Consider the following 17,296-nt stretch of genomic DNA (forward strand, 5'->3'; position numbering starts at 1 on the left):
TTCTGAAGGTAGATATTAGCCGTCATTGAATTTCTTAAATTGTAGTGCGATCGCGCTGTGGTAAAACAGCGCGGTTTTCTCTCAAATAACGTTTCTACTTATTTCCGCACAATAAACCAAACCGAACTAACCCGCGCTCATAACCGCGACGCATCAACCCCAGTGATAACGCCCCTTGAATGGTAGTCCAACCGGCATTGAGTAAGCCCCAAAGTGCTTGGGGAGTGAACGCCGAATCAATGACTACATTCCAAAAGGGGGCGACGGCGGTTGACCAATCGGCGGTGCGAATATTGTTTAATGGAAGTTGACGTGCGATCGCTTCATACTCTGGTAAAGAAATCACATAAGGCAAACAATACACCCGATAAATATCCTGCAAATGCTTTTCTTCATCCGGCGTCAGTGGTAACTTATCGGTCGGTCGATGACACCAAGTCACCATAATTAACTTGCCACCAGGTTTCAATACCCGATAACACTCCTGGAGAAACTTAGTTTTATCTGGCATGTGTTCGCCGCTTTCCAGCGACCAAACCAAGTCAAAAGAATTGTCAGCAAAGGGCATTGCTTGAGCATTGGCCACCTGAAACTGAGTTTTCAGACTCAAATTCGCCTCGATTGCGCGTTCAGTTGCTCTGGCAGCTTGCACAGGACTCAAAGTAATTCCTGTAGCCCTAGCATTAAATTTTTCTGCCAGATATAAAGAACTGCCACCAATGCCACAACCCACATCGAGGATATTTTCTGCTGTTTGTACCCCCGCCCAATTGAGCAGTTCCTCGATTAAATCAATTTGAGCTTGACGACGGTCTTTTTTCTGGCTGCCATCAGCCCCGTAGTAGCCGTGGTGCATGTGTTCGCCCCAAATCTGTTCCCACAGACCAGAGGAAGCATCGTAGAACTGCTGAATTTGCTGGTAAAGTGTTGCACTCATGAAAAAAGTAGTATTGAGACGAAGTAGAATTCAAAAAAAACATACAGGTAGGCTACCATGTATGTTTTTAATTAAATAAGGGTATTTTTACTTCCAGGGAAAGTAAACCGAGATTTATCCTCCTGGGAAAAATTTCTCAGTTTTATCTTAATAAACTTTACTGAGTCGAATTTATGCCAATTATCCCAAATAGGGCTACAGCTTAAAGCATCTGGCAACCCATTTTAAATCTGACTTTTTGAATTTTGAATTTTGAATTAATTATGACTGTCGCTCGCACAATTTGTTTGGGGTTTCTGGCTGTCATTGCTGTTGGCACTATCCTGTTGATGATGCCTTTCTCAACTAGCGATGGTACATGGAATAACCTGATTGTGGCACTATTTACCTCCACATCCGCAGTTTGTGTCACAGGTTTATCAGTAGTCGATCCTGGTACTTATTTTTCCTTTTGGGGTCAGTTATTTATTGCCCTATTAGCTCAGATTGGCGGATTGGGCTACATGACAACTACCACATTTCTGATTTTGCTTATTGGTCGTAAGTTTGATATGCAGCAGAAAATCGCCATTCAACAAGCTTTAGACCGACCAGGGATGAGTGGTAGCTCCCAAGTTATTCGTTCAATTATTGCCACAACTTTAATTTTTGAAATTACCGGAGTCTTCTTACTTTTACCAGCTTTTGTTCCAGAGTATGGGTGGAGTCAAGGACTTTGGTTAGCGATTTTTCATAGCATCAATGCTTGGAACAATGCTGGGTTTAGTTTATTTAAAGATAACTTAATTGGCTATCAGTCATCCTTCTTAGTCGTCTTCACCATATCTATGTTGATTATCTTTGGGGGAATTGGCTATCAGGTAATTTTGGAAATGTATCTTTGGTTGCGCGATCGCATCCACAAAAAAACTCAAACCCAAGTCTTTACCCTAGATTTCAAAGTTGCAACCAGTACAACCATTATATTATTAGTCATCGGAATAATAGCCTTTTTCTGTATAGAAATTAGAAACCCTGAAACATTTGGCTCTCTAAATTTACGCGACCAAATATTAGTAGCTTGGTTTCAATCAGTTACTCCCAGAACTGCGGGCTTTAACACTATCGATATTAGCAAAATGACTACTGCTGGTCTATTTATTACGATTGCACTAATGTTTATTGGCGCAAGTCCAGGTGGTACAGGGGGAGGTATGAAAACAACAACTTTGAGAGTTCTAACCAGTTGTACAAAAACGATTCTTCGGGGGAAAGAAGAAGTTTTGTTATACGATCGCAAGATAGCAATAACTTTAATTTTGAAAGCAGTAGGTGTATTAGTAGGATCGGTAGCGACCGTGATTTTCGCCACCATTTTAATTAGCCTCACAGATCCAACATTAGATTTTATTCAAATTTTGTTTGAAGTCGTATCAGCCTTCGCCACCGTTGGGCTTTCTACAGGCATTACAGGAACTATCTCTACAGCGGCAAAGCTGATCTTAATTGTCACGATGTATGTTGGAAGAGTAGGTGTTTTGCTACTGATGTCTGCCGTACTAGGAGATCCCCGTCCTACTAGAATTCACTATCCTGAAGAAAATTTACTTGTGGGATAGTTAGAGGAGAGGGCATACAGAGTGCGATAGAAAAAATAACCAATGCCCAAACTGATAAAATATACATTCTAAGGCAAAAAATAAAATTTTTAATTCAAGCGATATAACCGTTTTTTGCCCTAAATACAGGGAGCCATAATAAGGATAAAAAGGGTGAATCTGTCATCATTAAGTTTTTTTCGCAGTTTACGTAAAGATAACCAGCAATTTGCTGTAGTTGGGTTAGGTCGTTTTGGTAGGTCTGTCTGTTCCACACTGCACAATTTTGGTTATCAAGTGCTAGCAACAGATATTGATGAAAAACGAGTTTCAGAAGCATTAACTGAGGGAATAGTTGGTCATGCTTTGCAACTAGATTCTACAGAACCAGCCGCACTCAAAGAAGCTGGAATTTTTGAATTTGATACTGTAATTGTCGCGATTGGCAACTACGTTCAAGAAAGCATCATAACCACCCTAAATGTGAAAGAGGCTGGTGTCCCTCATGTAGTTGCCAAAGCTTCTAGTGAAGTTCATCGTAAACTGTTGCGGCGAGTAGGAGCAGATCATGTTGTTTTTCCTGAGTATGAAGCGGGTTGTGCCCTAGCGCGTACTCTTACAAAACCAGCAATTCTAGATCGGTTTGACCTCGACCCAGATAATAGTATTGTAGAGTTGATTGTGCCTGATGAATTTCACGGCAAGACCATCACTGAACTGCAACTTCGTAACCGCTACGGTTTAAATTTGCTAGCAGTAAGCCAGGATGGAAAATTTCAAATTAATCCTGATGCTACCAAGCGTTTAGAGCGTGGTTCAGCAATGGTTGTTATTGGTTGCAATAAAGATATTAATCGTTTGCCGATTTAAAAAAGTTAGGAGTTAGGAGTTATGCAGTGTGCAACTTTTACTCAAACCGAACCTCCAGTAGAGAATAGACTTATTGCATGAATCAATGAGCTTTCACCCTAAATCCCTCTCCCAAGCTTGGGAGAGGGACTTTGAAATTCGCTCCCCTTCTCCCAAAATTGGGAGAGGGGGTTGGGGGATGAGGGCAAATCGCCTTAACTCTGAGTTTTTTATTGTCAGGGACTTGTTGAAGTGGATTGTGGTTCAACTGAGACAGGCACATCGCCAGGGTTAGCGGGCGTTTCTGGTTGATTTGGCGTCTGTGGCTCAGGTGTTTGTACTGTAGAATCTGAACTCTGAGAAGGAGTAGCTGTTTGACTGGCTTGAGGTTGCTGTTGCCCAGTTTTCTGAGCAATTTGCTGCATTAACTGCTCAATTTTCTGGGCTTGTTCAATGTTGCCTTGCTCGCGATATTCATTGTGAGCGCGTTTCAAGACTCCACTGGCTTTTTTGAACTCGCCCTGATTATATAAAGTTACTCCCAAGTTATAGTAAGCTGAGGCACTTTTTGGATTTAGGCGAATCGCTTGCCGATAAACAGAAATAGCCTCAGGAGCTTGACCATGCATTGCTAGCAAATTTGCCATATTGCTGTAGGCTGCGGCATTTTTAGGATCTAGCTTCAAAGCTTGGCGATAAGTGGCGATCGCAGGCTCGATTTGACCTTGTTGTTGCAAGGCGATCGCTAAGTTAAGATAAGCATTAGCATTGCTGCCATCTAAATTAATTGCTTGCTGGTATGCAGCGATCGCTTCCTCTAACTTTCCTTGTTCGTACAGCAACAAACCCAGATTATACAGTGCTGCCACCCTTGTGGAATCTATCACCAAGCTCTGGCGATAAGCGGTAATTGCTGCATCTTTTTCTCCTTGTCGGTGCAACACTAACCCTAAGTTGTAATAAGCTTCGCTAGAATTGGGATTAACTTTTATCGCCTCTGTAAATTCTTGTAAAGCTACATCCAGGCGATTTTGCTCTATCAATATATTACCGAGATAATTTCGTGCTGCTCCAAGGTTAGGATCTCGCCGCAACGCTTGGCGAAAGGCATATTCTGCACCTTGTAAGTCTTGGCGGTTATAGCGCGTAACTCCTTGTTGGAAAAAGCTAGCTGCTTCAAGATCCTGAGAAATTGCAGTTTCTGCCAGCAGCTTGCTAACTGGGAAATTAGTAATTGTCGGTGCAGCCAAGAGCAAAAATGCAGAACAGCCACCGAGTGTTACCTGACAAAATAAATTTAACCAATGAGAAAATAGGTATTTTTCAGACATTAATAGCAGACCTGTACTTATTTTTAACCTCTTATAAGTCAGAGTACCCACCACGAAAGAAAAAATTCCCAATTATCCAACTTTTAACTCCTAACTCTTGTACAGACGCGATTAATCGCGTCTCTCCCCACTCCCCGCTCCCGTAGCTGACGGCAAAATTAGCATGGCATCACCGAATGAATAAAAGCGATATCCAAAAGCGATCGCTTCGTTGTATATATTCAATAATCGTTGTCTGCCAATTAGGGCACTTACCAACATCAACAAACTAGAACGCGGTAAGTGAAAATTCGTAATCAAACCATCTACCACCTGCCATTCGTAGCCGGGATAAATAAACAAGTCTGTTTTTCCGCAAAATGGTTGTAAATTACCAGATTGAGCCGCCCCTTCTAAAGCCCGTACTGCCGTTGTTCCCACAGCAATAATTCGACCGCCAGCAGCTTTCGTAGCGCGGATTTGCTCTACTGTAGCTGCGGGAACTTCAATCCATTCCTCATGCATCTGATGGGTAGTTACATCTTCTACTTCCACAGGGCGAAAAGTGCCGACACCAACGTGTAGCGTCACAAAAGCTCGATCGATTTTGCGATCGCACAACTTTTGTAATAATTCTGGGGTAAAGTGTAATCCTGCCGTTGGAGCTGCGATCGCTCCTGGCTGTTTAGCATAAACTGTCTGATACTGCTCATCAGCAGCTTCTGAGGTAGTGATATATGGTGGTAACGGTACTTCACCAAATACCTCTAACAGTTGCACCAAAGTCTTACCCTCTGGTACATCAAATTGCAACAAACGCCCCCCGGTTGCTGCATCTGTTTCTAGAACCGTAGCGGTGAGTTGGGGACTGGGGACTGGGGACTGGGGACTAGGGACTGGGGACTGGGGACTGGGGATTGGCGAAAAATCTTTATAATCCCGAATCCCTAATTGCCTTGGTTCAAAGATAATCTTCGCTCCCCGTTTGAAGCTTTTTCCTGGCTTAACTAAAGCTAACCAACAGTTATGCTGCCGTTCTTCCAACAGCAACACCTGGATTTTCGCACCAGTGGATTTATGACCATAAAGCCGCGCTGGAATGACTCTTGTATTGTTCATAACCAACAAATCACCAGAACGCAGCAGTGCAGGCAATTCATGGAAAATATGGTGTAGAGGTGCTGCTTCGATGCCTGTAGTCGGAGAGTCAACTACCAGTAACCGCGAACTATCTCTAGGAACTGCTGGATTTTGGGCAATGAGTTCTGGAGGTAGTGTGTAGTCATAGCCAGCTACCGAGCAATCTAATTCAAAATCTTTTGCTTGTGGACGAGATGTATCTTTCAAATTGGCTTGTACTAGTTTTTGGTTTATTTAGTATTTATACTCTCTTAAAAAGGCTGAGTTAAGTTTTCCCTTCTAAAGGAACTTTAAGGCATCTTTACTCAGTTTTGCCGCTAGGCTATAAGATTGTTACTATTAAGTAACACGGAAAAATTAACATAAAAATTGGGTAAACCTCCCCATCTAAAAACGGGGGCTTTTACCCTACCGGGAACAGGCACTGATTGACGAATATAGATATGTAGGATTGGCTTTGATCCCAAGCACCAACAAACATGGAATACTTGTACTATCTGGCAAATGCCAGTCTAACCCTGAGGGTCGTTCAACACCTCCACGCTAGACCCCAGACACCAGTTTCGTTCGTCACCGTAATTCATCAAATTGATGGCTGGGTGGTTAGGATCAAACTCAAAGGTCAAGTCTCGCCCCAAGAAGATGGCGACTTTCGCGCTTTTCTAAATGAATTAGGAATTAGCTACGAACCGCCAATGAGGGTGCAAATGGCACTTTGGAGTTTGGAAGCTGGACAGTGCCCTGTGGATGTGATGCGTCGTTATCAGGTAGCGATCGTTTCTCACGGTAGCCCAGAAAGAGACGAAATTGAAGCGTTCCGGCAGCAGTTTGTCCGGGGCTTAGGTTACTGTCCAGAAACTCTGGCCTGAGACTATTTGGTTGTAACGCTACTACAAAATTATTGGTCATTGGTAATTAAGATATTTTATCGATTACCAATTAACCATTATCAATTGAAGAGTCAAAAGCTGCCAGAATATATTCTTGCAGCTTAAACTTATATCCGGGTACTGATGAAGTAGCTAGAGCTTCTTGATTTGCTGTAACCCCAGTCAGATTTTTTGATGTCCTTTGACAGTAGACAATAGCAACATCAAATCGACAAGAATAATCTGCCTTCTCAGGATACTGGGCTAAAAATATTCCAGCTGTACGCCAGATTTTTGCCTGCTTTTGTGGGGTGATTGCGCTTCTTCCTCCGGCATCCCAACTACCTGAACTGCGGGTTTTGACTTCAACAAATGCCAATAATGAGTGCTGAGTGCTGAGTTCTCCTACTGCTCCTTTATCATATTCAGCAATAATATCGATTTCTCCCCAGCGGCAAGAGAAGCGACGATGGAGAATTATCCAACCAGTAGATTGCAACCATTGGGCTACTAGGTCTTCTCCTAAATGACCAATATCTGGATAATGAGATGGAGGAAGGTTAGCCATTGACTAAAAATATGATGAATTCTGTGAATTTTAGGTTAAGCGATGCCTGCGGCGGGCTACGCCTACGCACAACGTGTTCTACACTCGACTTATCCCGAATAAAGTTGAGGTTGAAGTATAAAACAGACCATCACATTTGGGCAAGCATACTCAGCTTATTCCTCTGGGGAATAATTGCCATCACCGCAACGGTCGGTTTTGCTCCAACAGCTTTGGCACTCGAATACAATAAGGAAATTTTGGTCGAGGCTGATTTTTCAGGACGTGATTTAACAGACTCTAGCTTTACTAAAGCTAATCTTCGCCAGAGCAACTTCAGTCACGCTAATTTGAACGGTGTCAGTTTTTTTGCAGCCAATTTAGAGTCTGCGAATTTGGAAGGTTCTGATTTAAGAAATGCCACTTTAGACTCGGCTCGTTTAGTCAGAGCAAATTTAACAAATGCACTGCTGGAGGGTGCTTTTGCTGCTAACGCCAGATTTGATGGTGCAGTCATTGACGGGGCAGATTTTACCGATACGCTGCTGCGCCCCGATGAGCAAAAAAAATTGTGTAAACTTGCCAAAGGGACTAATCCGATTACAGGACGAGATACGCGTGACACGTTGTTTTGCCCTTAGTATTTTTTAGCTGGGAATTGGGGATTGGGCATTGGGCATTGCTTATTCCCCATTCCCTACTTATAAAATATTGAGCAACTACCAACCACTAGCACCAATCTTTTGACAAACAATTTGCATTCCTTTGCCTGGTGAAGAATTAGCTACAAAAGGTATTTCTCCTTTTTCTCCATCCTCTTGAAGTAGCTGTCCCTCCGAACCATAAATGGCAATGCGATTCCGAAAAAGCCGCGATTCTTTGCACGAAGCATGGAACGTAGTCTCGAAGATGCCATTGCCATACATTCCGTAAAGCTTGTATGTAGTGCCTTTTATAGTTTCCGTATCCAGAGCTACACTGTTTCCTAATTTATCATGCCCTACAGTGATATATCTTTGTGCATCTTGGGCGATCGCACTACCATTACTTAATAAAATAGCGATCGCTCCTACTATGCTGCCTAACTTAAAATACATACAGTTTCAAAATATAAGATTGCATATATTTCTATCCGCAATCAAAGCGGTTCTGGCAGGGTGAAAGCACTGAAATCAAGACAGAGCAAGATGTTATACTAGTTAGTAACACTTTATGGGAAGCATCAAGTAATAAACAAAGAGCTGCAATACTTTTCAAAGTATGAGTGAAACACTTGCTGATATTGCCATACCGCCCCAGTTTCCCGATCACACTCAACTACCAGAGTCTGATGGTACGTTTGTGAAAAATTTTCAAGAACATCCCCAAACCGTCATTTTGACAGACTCAATTGCTCAAGTTTTGCAACGCTTACATCCAGATGGACAGTATTGCATTGGTCAAGATTGTGGTATTTATTGGCGAGAAACTGAACCACCAGAAAAAGGGGCGGCAGCACCGGATTGGTTTTATGTCCCTGGTGTACCACCAAGGCTAGATGGCAAAAACCGCCGCTCCTATGTTTTGTGGCGAGAATACATACCCCCATTGATTGCTATAGAACTAGCTAGTGGTAATGGCGATGAAGAACGAGATGTCACTCCTTTACCTCTAGCTGGTAGTCGGGAAGGCGCAAAACCGGGTAAATTCTGGGTATATGAGCGAATAATCCGAATTCCCTACTATGCAATTTATGAAATTAGTAATGACAAACTAGAAGTTTATCACCTGGTAGATTTTTCCTACCACAAAATGCAGCCGAATGAGCGAGGCCACTACCCAATTCCTCCTTTAGGAGTGGAACTAGGGTTATGGCAGGGAAGCTACTTGAATAATCCTGAGCAATTTTGGTTGCGCTGGTGGGATTTAGAGGGAAATCTGTTACTGATTGGTCAAGAAGAAGCTGATTTGCAAAGGCAAAGAGCCGAGCAAGCTGAACGAAAAGCTGCACAATTAGCAGAACGGCTCAGAGCAATGGGTATTGATCCAGATGTAGAGTAATATTTACTAAGTTATAGTAAGCCGAAAAACTTAGTAATTACAGGTAAAAGCTTACCACAGACTTCAACTAGCTTTTCATTAGTTAGTAGGCAAATCAGCGATGTCTACGACAGGCTACGCCTACGCATCTGATAACAAGTCAAGATTGCAAAATTTTCAAAGTTCTGAATTAAAATTGTTTACATACGTGCAATAGCTAAAAAAGCGAATTATGAATACTTTTATTGTCAAAGTAAGCGCTTTTTGGGATTCTGAGGTTGATGTGTGGGTAGCTAGCAGTGATAATCTACCTGGGTTGGTTACAGAAGCTTCTACTATTGAGGTGTTAACAGAAAAACTCAAAGCTATGATTCCAGAACTTATTGAATTAAATAGAGTTGAATCTGGCAACAAAGATTACATTGATTTATACTTAACAACCCATCGTCATGAATCAATCAAAGTGGCTGGCTAATGAGTGTTTCCTTTACTCCTGAAGTTAAAAAGCTTTTAACAGAAGCCGGATGTTATTTTAAAAGGCAAGGGAAAGGAGATCATGAAATTTGGTATAGCCCAATTACAGATAATAACTTTGTAGTTGATAGTAAAATAAAATCACGTCATACTGCAAATGGAGTATTGAAACAAGCTGGTTTAGATAAGCATTTTTGAGTTTATTAGGAGAGCGATTGCAAATATTGCTGCTCCCACCCAAACATAAGCTTTACTATGGTAGTCCCACATGGGTTTAGCATCTGATATCTGACCAAACCAGATACGCGAAGGTGAAACAAAAGCTGGTAATGCTAGCACTAACGACACTAGCATTCAAACCCTGTATCAATAACACATTCGATTTCTACACCTGACTGTTCTCTTGGAAGAATAATCACACTTATTCTTTGCTTGAGTTTAAATAGTATTTTTACGTATTACCACGGTTGTTTTATATGTGAGAATAATATGTCATTAAACTAAACTTATCCTATTTTAATGATGACAGTATCAAAATTTGAGCAATTAAAAAATTTAGTCAGTGAAGATTATAAAAATACATATTTATATGTTGATGAAAGTTTTAGATTCATTGAAACTATTTGCAAAAAAATAGCTGAGTATTTAGGGTGCAAACTTAATAACATATCTATCCTTACTTCAGAAAACGATTTAATTCCTATTAATTGTCATTTTCGACATGCAATTAGTATAGAAAAAGAAGGCTTTTTCGGATTTAAATTACTAATTAAGTTAGAAGATGGAGGTTTTAGTATTAACAACTGTGGGCGAAGCTTTGCTGATAACAATTTACTGCCTCCATCAGGAATAGTTCTTCATATATCCATTAAAAAAATAGATGCTAATGTATATAGTGTAGTTACTCCACATTTGGAAAAAGAAGAAATAGGAAGTAAAATATTAACTATAAATACTTGTGAAAATATTTCATATTCAGAATTTCTTGAATCATGCTTTAATGTTATGAAAAAAATTCTTGAAGGCGGTTTAAATGAAAGAAGTAGAAGATTGTCACTAGAGTCTAATTCCGTAAATAAAGTAGCATTTGGATTTCAGTTACCCTTAAGCGAGTAATAATGCTGTGCAATCGCGGTTGCCACAATCTTTAAAAACTTCAAGTTTTTTCTTCGGTCAGTAAGAAACAAAATGTAATAGTCTCTTACTGGCTATTTATATTCTACGAACCACTCACACTGATCGCACCGCCATTTTAGTGCATCTTTTTTAGGCAGATAAGATGAAATTTTAGGGACTTGCAAATATTTACCATCCATTTCGCCATAGTAAGTACGCCGCAAACTAGGAGCAAAACGTACCTGCATTGTCTCCGGGTTAATAGTAATCAGATTAAGGTCAAATAGTGTATGTATATCTGCCCGTAGGAGCAATCCATTTGAGGGGTGATTATTTTCCGTTTCATTGTAAGGAATGATGTGAGCAGCTTCCAAGGCTTCTTGTGCATCATATCCAGTAATGGCACAGCGATAATTGTAGGCTTCGAGCAAACTTTGACGAAACTGAGGTTGTCCTTGCCGTCGAGCAATAGATATAGTAATTCGCTCTCTAGCTTGCTTTATACTTTTTGGATTGAAAAACCCGTCAGCCTCAATAACCGCAGTAAGCTCCTTTATCTCTGCTAATTGATTGTGGTTAATCTTTTCTGAAATCCCTTGACTGTTTTCTTTATTCGTGTCTTCAACACGGTTATTTAAAATCGGTGGGTTAGCAGCAGACTTGTTTGTAGTTTCTACTTCTGTGGGGCTATCATTAACAGTTTCAGGGATTTCCTGAATATCCTCAATAATTGCATCTTTATCAGTAACATTGAAAGACTGAATCAGGTTCAGTGCCTCCTGATAATATTCTACAAATCCTCCGTGCTGATAAAGATCAGCAGCTTTCTCTAAATCCTCAATTGCTCCTAGTTTATCACCTACTTGATAGCGGGCAAGACCGCGATATTCGTATACGTCAGGATATTTATCAGCAATCTTAATCGCATGGTTGTAATCTTCAATAGCTCTTTGATAATTTCCCAATTCATTGTAAGCATTGCCTCGGTTAATGTAATCAACAGCATTGTTATAACCATGTTTATAAAAAGAAATTTCTTTACTGTAATCCTCAATCGCTCCCTCATAATCTCCCAGATTATAGCGAGCATTTCCGCGATTGTTGTAGGTTGAGCAGTATCTAATCCGACTAGGATCTTTTTGAATTGCTGTGTTGTAATCCTTAATGGCTCCTTGATAATCTCCTAAATTAGCGCGTGCATAGCCAAGATCACTGTATAACTCAGCCCAATTGTAATAACCACAAAAATTACTAGGTGTTAGCTGAATTGCCTGTTCGTAATCCTTAATAGCCCCCTCATAATCTCCCAATTCACTACGGGCTTGACCCCGTTGATAGTAAGCAGAGGGATAGTCAGGGTCAAGCTGAATTGATCTATCAGCATCTTCAAATGCTCCTTGGTAATTGCTCTGCTGGTAGTGCAATTCTGCTCGTAAATAATATACAGAAGCATAATTTGGATCTAGTTCAATCGCCTTGTTGTAATCCTCTATTGCTCCTTTGTAATCTCTCAAATTTCTGCGTTCCTGACCTCGCATACAATAAGCACTATCATCATTTGGATTTATGCAAATTGCTTGAGTATAATCCTCTATTGCTCCTTGGTAGTCCGTTAGTAAATTACGAATGCTAGCTCGTTCTTTATAAGCATTAGCATCATTTCTATTTACCCGAATTTCTCTACTCCAATATGTAAAATCGCATTGTAATCTATTCTCATGACTCAAATCGTTTGGCAAAATTTGATTATAATCTTCCATATTTCTTTAAAAACAAAGTTTTAAGATGTTATTTAAAATGGCTTTTTCAACAAAATGCAAATCTGTTGTTTTAACTTAAAAATTACATCCACATGACTAACTGGCTATGTTGTATGAGACGACCCATCTATAGGATTCCCAAAATCTAAGCAACTCTTAACAAGAGTGCTATGGTCATAGTCAAAAAGCTTAAACAAAAACCGATCGCAACATTGAGCAGCAACTAGCTAAAAAATAGTGATGGGCTACGCCCCGGCGGAGGCGGTCGCATCCAGCAAGTACACAGGGTTGACCCCTTAATCAATCAGGGTATTCAATCCCCGTTTCTTAACTAGGTGCAACAGCTTAAGAGCAGTGCCACTGGGACGCTTCTGACCGATTTCCCACTTTTGAACCGTTGATAAACTTGTATTCAAAATCGCAGCAAATACTGCCGGGCTGGCATGAGATGATTCGCGTATTTCCTTAATTTGCTTAGGTTCTAGCGGTTCAATCTCAGACAAACACAGACTGTCGAATTCCTGCAATGTAGTTTGATCCATCAGTCCAGCCTTGTGCAGCCCCGTAGCCGTTTCGTGAACGGCTTCAAGAATCGCTGATTTCTTCTTCGGCATTGCAAATTACCTCCAAATTTATCTCACACTTCTGAACCACTCAGTAATTCCTTGAGCGATCGCTTTTGCCATTTTCTTCTGTTCTTCTGGGTTCACTACCTGCTCAAATTCATCGGGATTGCTCATAAAACCCAATTCCAGTAACACCGATGGCGCAACTGCTGGGCGTGTCAGTGCTAGGTTGTCCCAAAACACACCATAAGAAGGTTTGCCGAGTTTTTTAACAACATACGTCTGTAAAAATATTGCCAGGCTGTGGGCTTGGGGTTGATACCAAAATGCTCCGAATCCCTTGATTTTTTCGGCATCGCCATCATCTGGTAGAGAGTTGTGGTGTATAGAAATAGCGATCGCAGGTTCTTCTTGACTGATAATTGCCTGACGTTCTACTAGCGAAACCTCCTTGTCATCCTCCCGCGTCATCACCACTGTTGCCCCTCGCTTCACCAATTCGTCCCGCAGCAATTTGGAAACTGCCAAATTGACATCTTTTTCTAAATATCCAGTTGGCCCACTGGCACCAGTTTCTTTACCGCCATGCCCTGGATCTAGTACAATCTTGAAATTAGCTAAAGGCTTTCGTCTTGTGTTCCCGATTTTAGGCGGATGACGCAAAGCCAAAACCAGGGTTGTACCGTCGTATCTCAGCTTGTATCCCCACTGTTGAGCTTTTTTGAGGTTAAAGGTGTATTTTACTTGTCCTGGAGCTTCCTGTTGCCAGTCTAGGCGATTAATTAGGGGGTTATCATCCAGGCGAATTATGTCTGTTTGGGCAGTGGTATTGTAGAGAGTGAGAGCGAGAGTTTGCTCACTTTGTTGTACGCTCACGGGTACGGGAACTTGCAAAGGGAAAACTATCTCTGTCGCACTAGGGAGTTGACGGTATCCGACACTGCGAATTATTGTTTGTGGCGGAACTGCACCAGGTAGAATGCGGGTTTCTTTACTATTAATCCAAGCGCCATAATCTAGGCGCAACCATTCACCTTCCCGACCTGTAACTGTTGCGCGTGTGCCTTTGGGCAGTGGTGTGAGTCGAGAATGATCGGTGCTAGGGCCAGTACGAGCAACGCCTGACTCTACTGTAACCTCAGAAACTGGCAGCTGCGCTCTTGAGAGGATTTCAATCTTACCAGATCCTGGTTGAGTTATCGTCTTGCCGTCAAGCGTCAGTTGAAATTGAGGTTTTCCCAGATCGGCGGCTGTTGCCACTGTGGTGCAACCTTGATAGTTGCCTACGCTAGACTGGGCATGAGGCTGATTTTGCCCTGTCAAAGCTGCCAAATTACTTGGTAGTTGTGCTTGTTGAGGTTGTGGTAAAAGGGCAATAGTTTGATTAGCCAGGATTACAGAGACATTAGCGTTAGGGGGTGCGATCGCAGTAAAACAAATTACTTCTCCTGGTAATCTGGCAATGTCAACTGCGGGAGTCAGGGAATCTTTCGCAAAGGCTACCCCCTGTGGTAGTTCAGGGCTAGCGTTAAGCCCGATCACCTTAATTTTAAGTTCTTGATTGTGGTAACGCACAGTAAAAAGATTCTCCCCCAATTGCAAGGGGAAACTAGGAGAAAAATGACCAGCTTTGCTGCGGGTAATTGGCTTACTATTGATCAAAACCTGACCATCTGGTGGTGCAGTGCCCAGAAAGAAGATTTTTTGGGCAATTGTCTGGTAGTTTGTCTGGGGAAAAACGACTATAAGAGATGGCTCTGCCAATGTTACTGAGGAGGTGAGAATACAGCCTAATATTACTAATCCTAAGAGGTTTTTCACAGCAAATCACAGAAAATGACACCACAATAACTGTGGCACAATGACGGGATGTATTTTTAGAAGTTGTTAGAAATTCAAACTACTATGACTAAGTTTATCTTTGTTACTGGAGGCGTAGTTTCCAGTATTGGTAAGGGCATTGTAGCAGCAAGTCTAGGGCGTTTGCTCAAGTCGCGCGAATATTCAGTGTCGATTCTCAAACTCGACCCTTATATCAATATCGATCCTGGTACGATGAGTCCCTTTCAGCATGGGGAAGTATTCGTTACCCAGGATGGGGCGGAGACAGATTTAGACTTGGGGCATTACGAACGCTTTACCGATACCTCAATGTCGCGCTTAAATTGTGTGACTACTGGCTCGATTTACCAGGCAGTCATTAATAAAGAGCGGCGCGGAGACTACAATGGCGGTACTGTACAGGTAATTCCTCATATTACCAATGAAATTAAAGAGCGGATTCTGCGAGTTGCTAAAAGTACAAACCCTTCTGTAGTAATTACAGAAATCGGCGGGACGGTGGGAGATATTGAATCGCTGCCGTTTTTGGAAGCAATTCGCCAGTTCCGTAAAGAGGTGGGACGGCAGAATGTGCTGTATATGCACGTCACGCTGGTGCCGTGGATTGCCTCTGCCGGTGAAATGAAAACTAAGCCGACACAGCATTCAGTTAAGGAACTGAGATCCATTGGCATTCAACCAGATATTTTAGTTTGTCGGAGCGATCGCCCCTTACCCAAGGGATTAAAGCAGAAATTGTCGGGATTTTGCGATGTGCCGGAAGAATGTGTCATTACTTCCCAAGATGCCAAAAGTATCTATGAAGTACCGCTAAATCTAGAACGGGAAGGAATGGCAGAACAAGTGCTGAACTTGCTGCAAATGGAACAACGTAAACCAGATTTGACGCAGTGGCAAACCCTGGTACAACGTTTACATAGTCCCAAGCATGAGGTAGAAATTGCGATCGTTGGTAAATATGTGCAGTTAAGTGATGCCTATCTATCTGTAGTGGAAGCACTAAATCATGCTGCAATCTCCACCTATGGCAAACTGCGCCTGCGTTGGATAAATTCAGAAGATTTGGAAACTGAAGCAGCCGAAAATTCTCTTGAGGGTGTCGATGGCATAGTTGTACCAGGAGGTTTCGGGGTTCGGGGAGTCGATGGCAAAATTGCCGCCATTAAATACGCCCGCGATCGCCAAATTCCCTTTTTGGGATTATGCCTGGGAATGCAATGTTCCGTGATTGAATGGGCTAGGCACGTAGGGGGATTGACAGGTGCCAACAGTGCTGAATTTGACCCTTACACAACCGATCCAGTAATTAATTTATTGCCAGGACAGCAGGAAGTAGTGGATTTAGGGGGTACAATGCGCTTAGGACTATATCCTTGTCGTGTTCTGCCTGATACTTTAGCTTTTAAGCTCTATCAAGAAGATGTGATTTATGAACGACATCGACATCGATATGAGTTCAACAACGATTACCGCGATTTGTTGTTAAAGTCTGGCTATGTAATTAGTGGTACTTCTCCTGATGGACGTTTAGTTGAAATTGTGGAATTACCCAAGCACCCATTCTTTCTTGCTTGCCAATTTCATCCAGAATTTCAATCACGCCCCAGTACCCCTCATCCCTTATTTAAAGGGTTTATTCAAACAGCGATCGCTCTTTCCCTTTCGACATCTAGCACACCAACACCATTGGAGGTGTCATAACAATTCAAAATGACGCTCGCAGACTCGCTAACGCTGCGCTAACAAAATTCAAAATTAATTGCAACATTAACTTAAGACTTCAGTAGATTTGGACATCCAGGGTGCATCATTCGTAAATTTCGGACTTGAGGAGATGTTGTGGCGTACTGGGTGAAAATCCTTTACGAGAGGAAAGAATATGTAGTAAATTTTGAACGTGTCCATGCTTTTTGTTATGAACTGAATGGCAGAGTCACTTTTTGGCTACCCGATAGTGCCATTCCAATAGTAATTAACCCACAAAATAACCTGGAAGATTATCAAAAAATTCTCGATTATTTAGAATGTGTGACAGGATTAGAATTAGATCGTGCCCACTGGGTAAAAATAATTTACGAAAAAAATGAATATGTCATTAATCTCAACTGCATCAGTTCCTTTTGTCATGAACCGAACGGCAGGATAACTTTTTGGTTGCCAGATGGCACTATTCCTATTATCATCAACCCTGTGAGTAATCCTGAATCTTATGAAAAAGTTGTGAAATACGTTCAAAAAGCAACAGGATATTCTTTGTCTTGAAATTCCTGTGTAGCAGAACAAGGTAAAA

18 protein-coding genes and 1 pseudogene are annotated in these 17,296 nt (G+C 41.7%); 10 read left to right on the forward strand and 9 right to left on the reverse strand.

Annotated features, from left to right (window positions below):
- Positions 1-94 precede the first annotated feature (94 nt).
- The gene (locus V7K84_RS32905; protein ID WP_334844521.1) at positions 95-937 is read right to left on the reverse strand and encodes a methyltransferase domain-containing protein; all 843 of its coding nucleotides are present in this window, start codon (positions 935-937) and stop codon (positions 95-97) included.
- Between the two features lie 263 nt (positions 938-1,200).
- On the opposite strand from V7K84_RS32905, the gene V7K84_RS32910 reads away from it, so the two are divergent.
- Both V7K84_RS32910 and V7K84_RS32915 read left to right on the forward strand, forming a co-directional pair.
- The gene (locus V7K84_RS32910; RefSeq protein WP_334844523.1) at positions 1,201-2,535 is read left to right on the forward strand and encodes a TrkH family potassium uptake protein; all 1,335 of its coding nucleotides are present in this window, start codon (positions 1,201-1,203) and stop codon (positions 2,533-2,535) included.
- A 153-nt stretch (positions 2,536-2,688) separates the two neighbouring features.
- Positions 2,689-3,384: a potassium channel family protein gene (locus V7K84_RS32915; RefSeq protein ID WP_322639626.1), complete on the forward strand. Its 696-nt coding sequence runs from the start codon at positions 2,689-2,691 to the stop codon at positions 3,382-3,384.
- Between the two features lie 215 nt (positions 3,385-3,599).
- Here the strand turns inward: V7K84_RS32915 and V7K84_RS32920 are convergent, their stop codons facing one another.
- Together V7K84_RS32920 and queA are read right to left on the reverse strand one after the other, a co-directional pair.
- A complete protein-coding gene (locus V7K84_RS32920) occupies positions 3,600-4,694 on the reverse strand; it encodes a tetratricopeptide repeat protein (RefSeq protein ID WP_334844528.1) in 1,095 nt (364 codons plus the stop codon).
- A 111-nt stretch (positions 4,695-4,805) separates the two neighbouring features.
- Positions 4,806-6,020 (reverse strand): tRNA preQ1(34) S-adenosylmethionine ribosyltransferase-isomerase QueA, encoded by a 1,215-nt coding sequence (gene queA / locus V7K84_RS32925; protein WP_442941028.1) that lies wholly within the window; start codon positions 6,018-6,020, stop codon positions 4,806-4,808.
- 272 nt (positions 6,021-6,292) lie between these two features.
- On the opposite strand from queA, the gene V7K84_RS32930 reads away from it, so the two are divergent.
- Positions 6,293-6,682 carry a hypothetical protein gene (locus V7K84_RS32930; protein WP_012412259.1) on the forward strand — a complete coding sequence of 130 codons (390 nt, stop codon included), beginning with the start codon at positions 6,293-6,295 and terminating at the stop codon, positions 6,680-6,682.
- A 70-nt stretch (positions 6,683-6,752) separates the two neighbouring features.
- Here V7K84_RS32930 and V7K84_RS32935 read toward each other — a convergent pair whose 3' ends face one another.
- Positions 6,753-7,250: a YraN family protein gene (locus tag V7K84_RS32935; protein ID WP_334844529.1), complete on the reverse strand. Its 498-nt coding sequence runs from the start codon at positions 7,248-7,250 to the stop codon at positions 6,753-6,755.
- A 23-nt stretch (positions 7,251-7,273) separates the two neighbouring features.
- On the opposite strand from V7K84_RS32935, the gene V7K84_RS32940 reads away from it, so the two are divergent.
- Positions 7,274-7,870 carry a pentapeptide repeat-containing protein gene (locus V7K84_RS32940; protein ID WP_442941030.1) on the forward strand — a complete coding sequence of 199 codons (597 nt, stop codon included), beginning with the start codon at positions 7,274-7,276 and terminating at the stop codon, positions 7,868-7,870.
- Positions 7,871-7,948: 78 nt separating this feature from the next.
- Here V7K84_RS32940 and V7K84_RS32945 read toward each other — a convergent pair whose 3' ends face one another.
- A complete protein-coding gene (locus tag V7K84_RS32945; protein WP_334844530.1) occupies positions 7,949-8,326 on the reverse strand; it encodes a hypothetical protein in 378 nt (125 codons plus the stop codon).
- 163 nt (positions 8,327-8,489) lie between these two features.
- Between V7K84_RS32945 and V7K84_RS32950 the strand changes: the two genes are divergently transcribed.
- From V7K84_RS32950 to V7K84_RS32960, 3 genes are all read left to right on the forward strand, one after another.
- On the forward strand, positions 8,490-9,269 hold the full coding sequence (locus tag V7K84_RS32950; protein WP_334844532.1) for a Uma2 family endonuclease: 780 nt from the start codon (positions 8,490-8,492) through the stop codon (positions 9,267-9,269).
- A 211-nt stretch (positions 9,270-9,480) separates the two neighbouring features.
- Complete coding sequence (locus V7K84_RS32955) at positions 9,481-9,723, forward strand: DUF1902 domain-containing protein (protein ID WP_322718975.1); 243 nt, start codon at positions 9,481-9,483, stop codon at positions 9,721-9,723.
- On the forward strand, positions 9,723-9,920 hold the full coding sequence (locus tag V7K84_RS32960) for a type II toxin-antitoxin system HicA family toxin (RefSeq protein WP_229456128.1): 198 nt from the start codon (positions 9,723-9,725) through the stop codon (positions 9,918-9,920). The genes V7K84_RS32955 and V7K84_RS32960 overlap by 1 nt, the downstream gene beginning before the upstream one ends.
- 3 nt (positions 9,921-9,923) lie before the next feature.
- On the opposite strand, the pseudogene V7K84_RS32965 reads toward V7K84_RS32960, so the two are convergent.
- Positions 9,924-10,073, reverse strand: a pseudogene (locus V7K84_RS32965) (PucC family protein); the annotation flags it as partial.
- 168 nt (positions 10,074-10,241) lie between these two features.
- Between V7K84_RS32965 and V7K84_RS32970 the strand changes: the two are divergent.
- Positions 10,242-10,838: a hypothetical protein gene (locus V7K84_RS32970; RefSeq protein ID WP_334844535.1), complete on the forward strand. Its 597-nt coding sequence runs from the start codon at positions 10,242-10,244 to the stop codon at positions 10,836-10,838.
- Positions 10,839-10,930: 92 nt separating this feature from the next.
- On the opposite strand, the gene V7K84_RS32975 is transcribed toward V7K84_RS32970, so the two are convergent.
- From V7K84_RS32975 to V7K84_RS32985, 3 genes are all read right to left on the reverse strand, one after another.
- On the reverse strand, positions 10,931-12,598 hold the full coding sequence (locus tag V7K84_RS32975; protein ID WP_334844537.1) for a tetratricopeptide repeat protein: 1,668 nt from the start codon (positions 12,596-12,598) through the stop codon (positions 10,931-10,933).
- Between the two features lie 296 nt (positions 12,599-12,894).
- Positions 12,895-13,212 (reverse strand): helix-turn-helix domain-containing protein, encoded by a 318-nt coding sequence (locus tag V7K84_RS32980; RefSeq protein ID WP_334844539.1) that lies wholly within the window; start codon positions 13,210-13,212, stop codon positions 12,895-12,897.
- A gap of 18 nt (positions 13,213-13,230) precedes the next feature.
- A complete protein-coding gene (locus tag V7K84_RS32985) occupies positions 13,231-14,985 on the reverse strand; it encodes an N-acetylmuramoyl-L-alanine amidase (protein WP_334844540.1) in 1,755 nt (584 codons plus the stop codon).
- 84 nt (positions 14,986-15,069) lie between these two features.
- On the opposite strand from V7K84_RS32985, the gene V7K84_RS32990 reads away from it, so the two are divergent.
- Positions 15,070-16,707, forward strand: coding sequence for a CTP synthase (locus tag V7K84_RS32990; RefSeq protein ID WP_334844541.1), 1,638 nt, complete (start codon positions 15,070-15,072; stop codon positions 16,705-16,707).
- A 138-nt stretch (positions 16,708-16,845) separates the two neighbouring features.
- Positions 16,846-17,268 (forward strand): hypothetical protein, encoded by a 423-nt coding sequence (locus V7K84_RS32995; protein WP_334844543.1) that lies wholly within the window; start codon positions 16,846-16,848, stop codon positions 17,266-17,268.
- Positions 17,269-17,296 lie beyond the last annotated feature (28 nt).

Source organism: Nostoc sp. (assembly GCF_036917315.1).
Lineage (GTDB): Bacteria > Cyanobacteriota > Cyanobacteriia > Cyanobacteriales > Nostocaceae > Nostoc.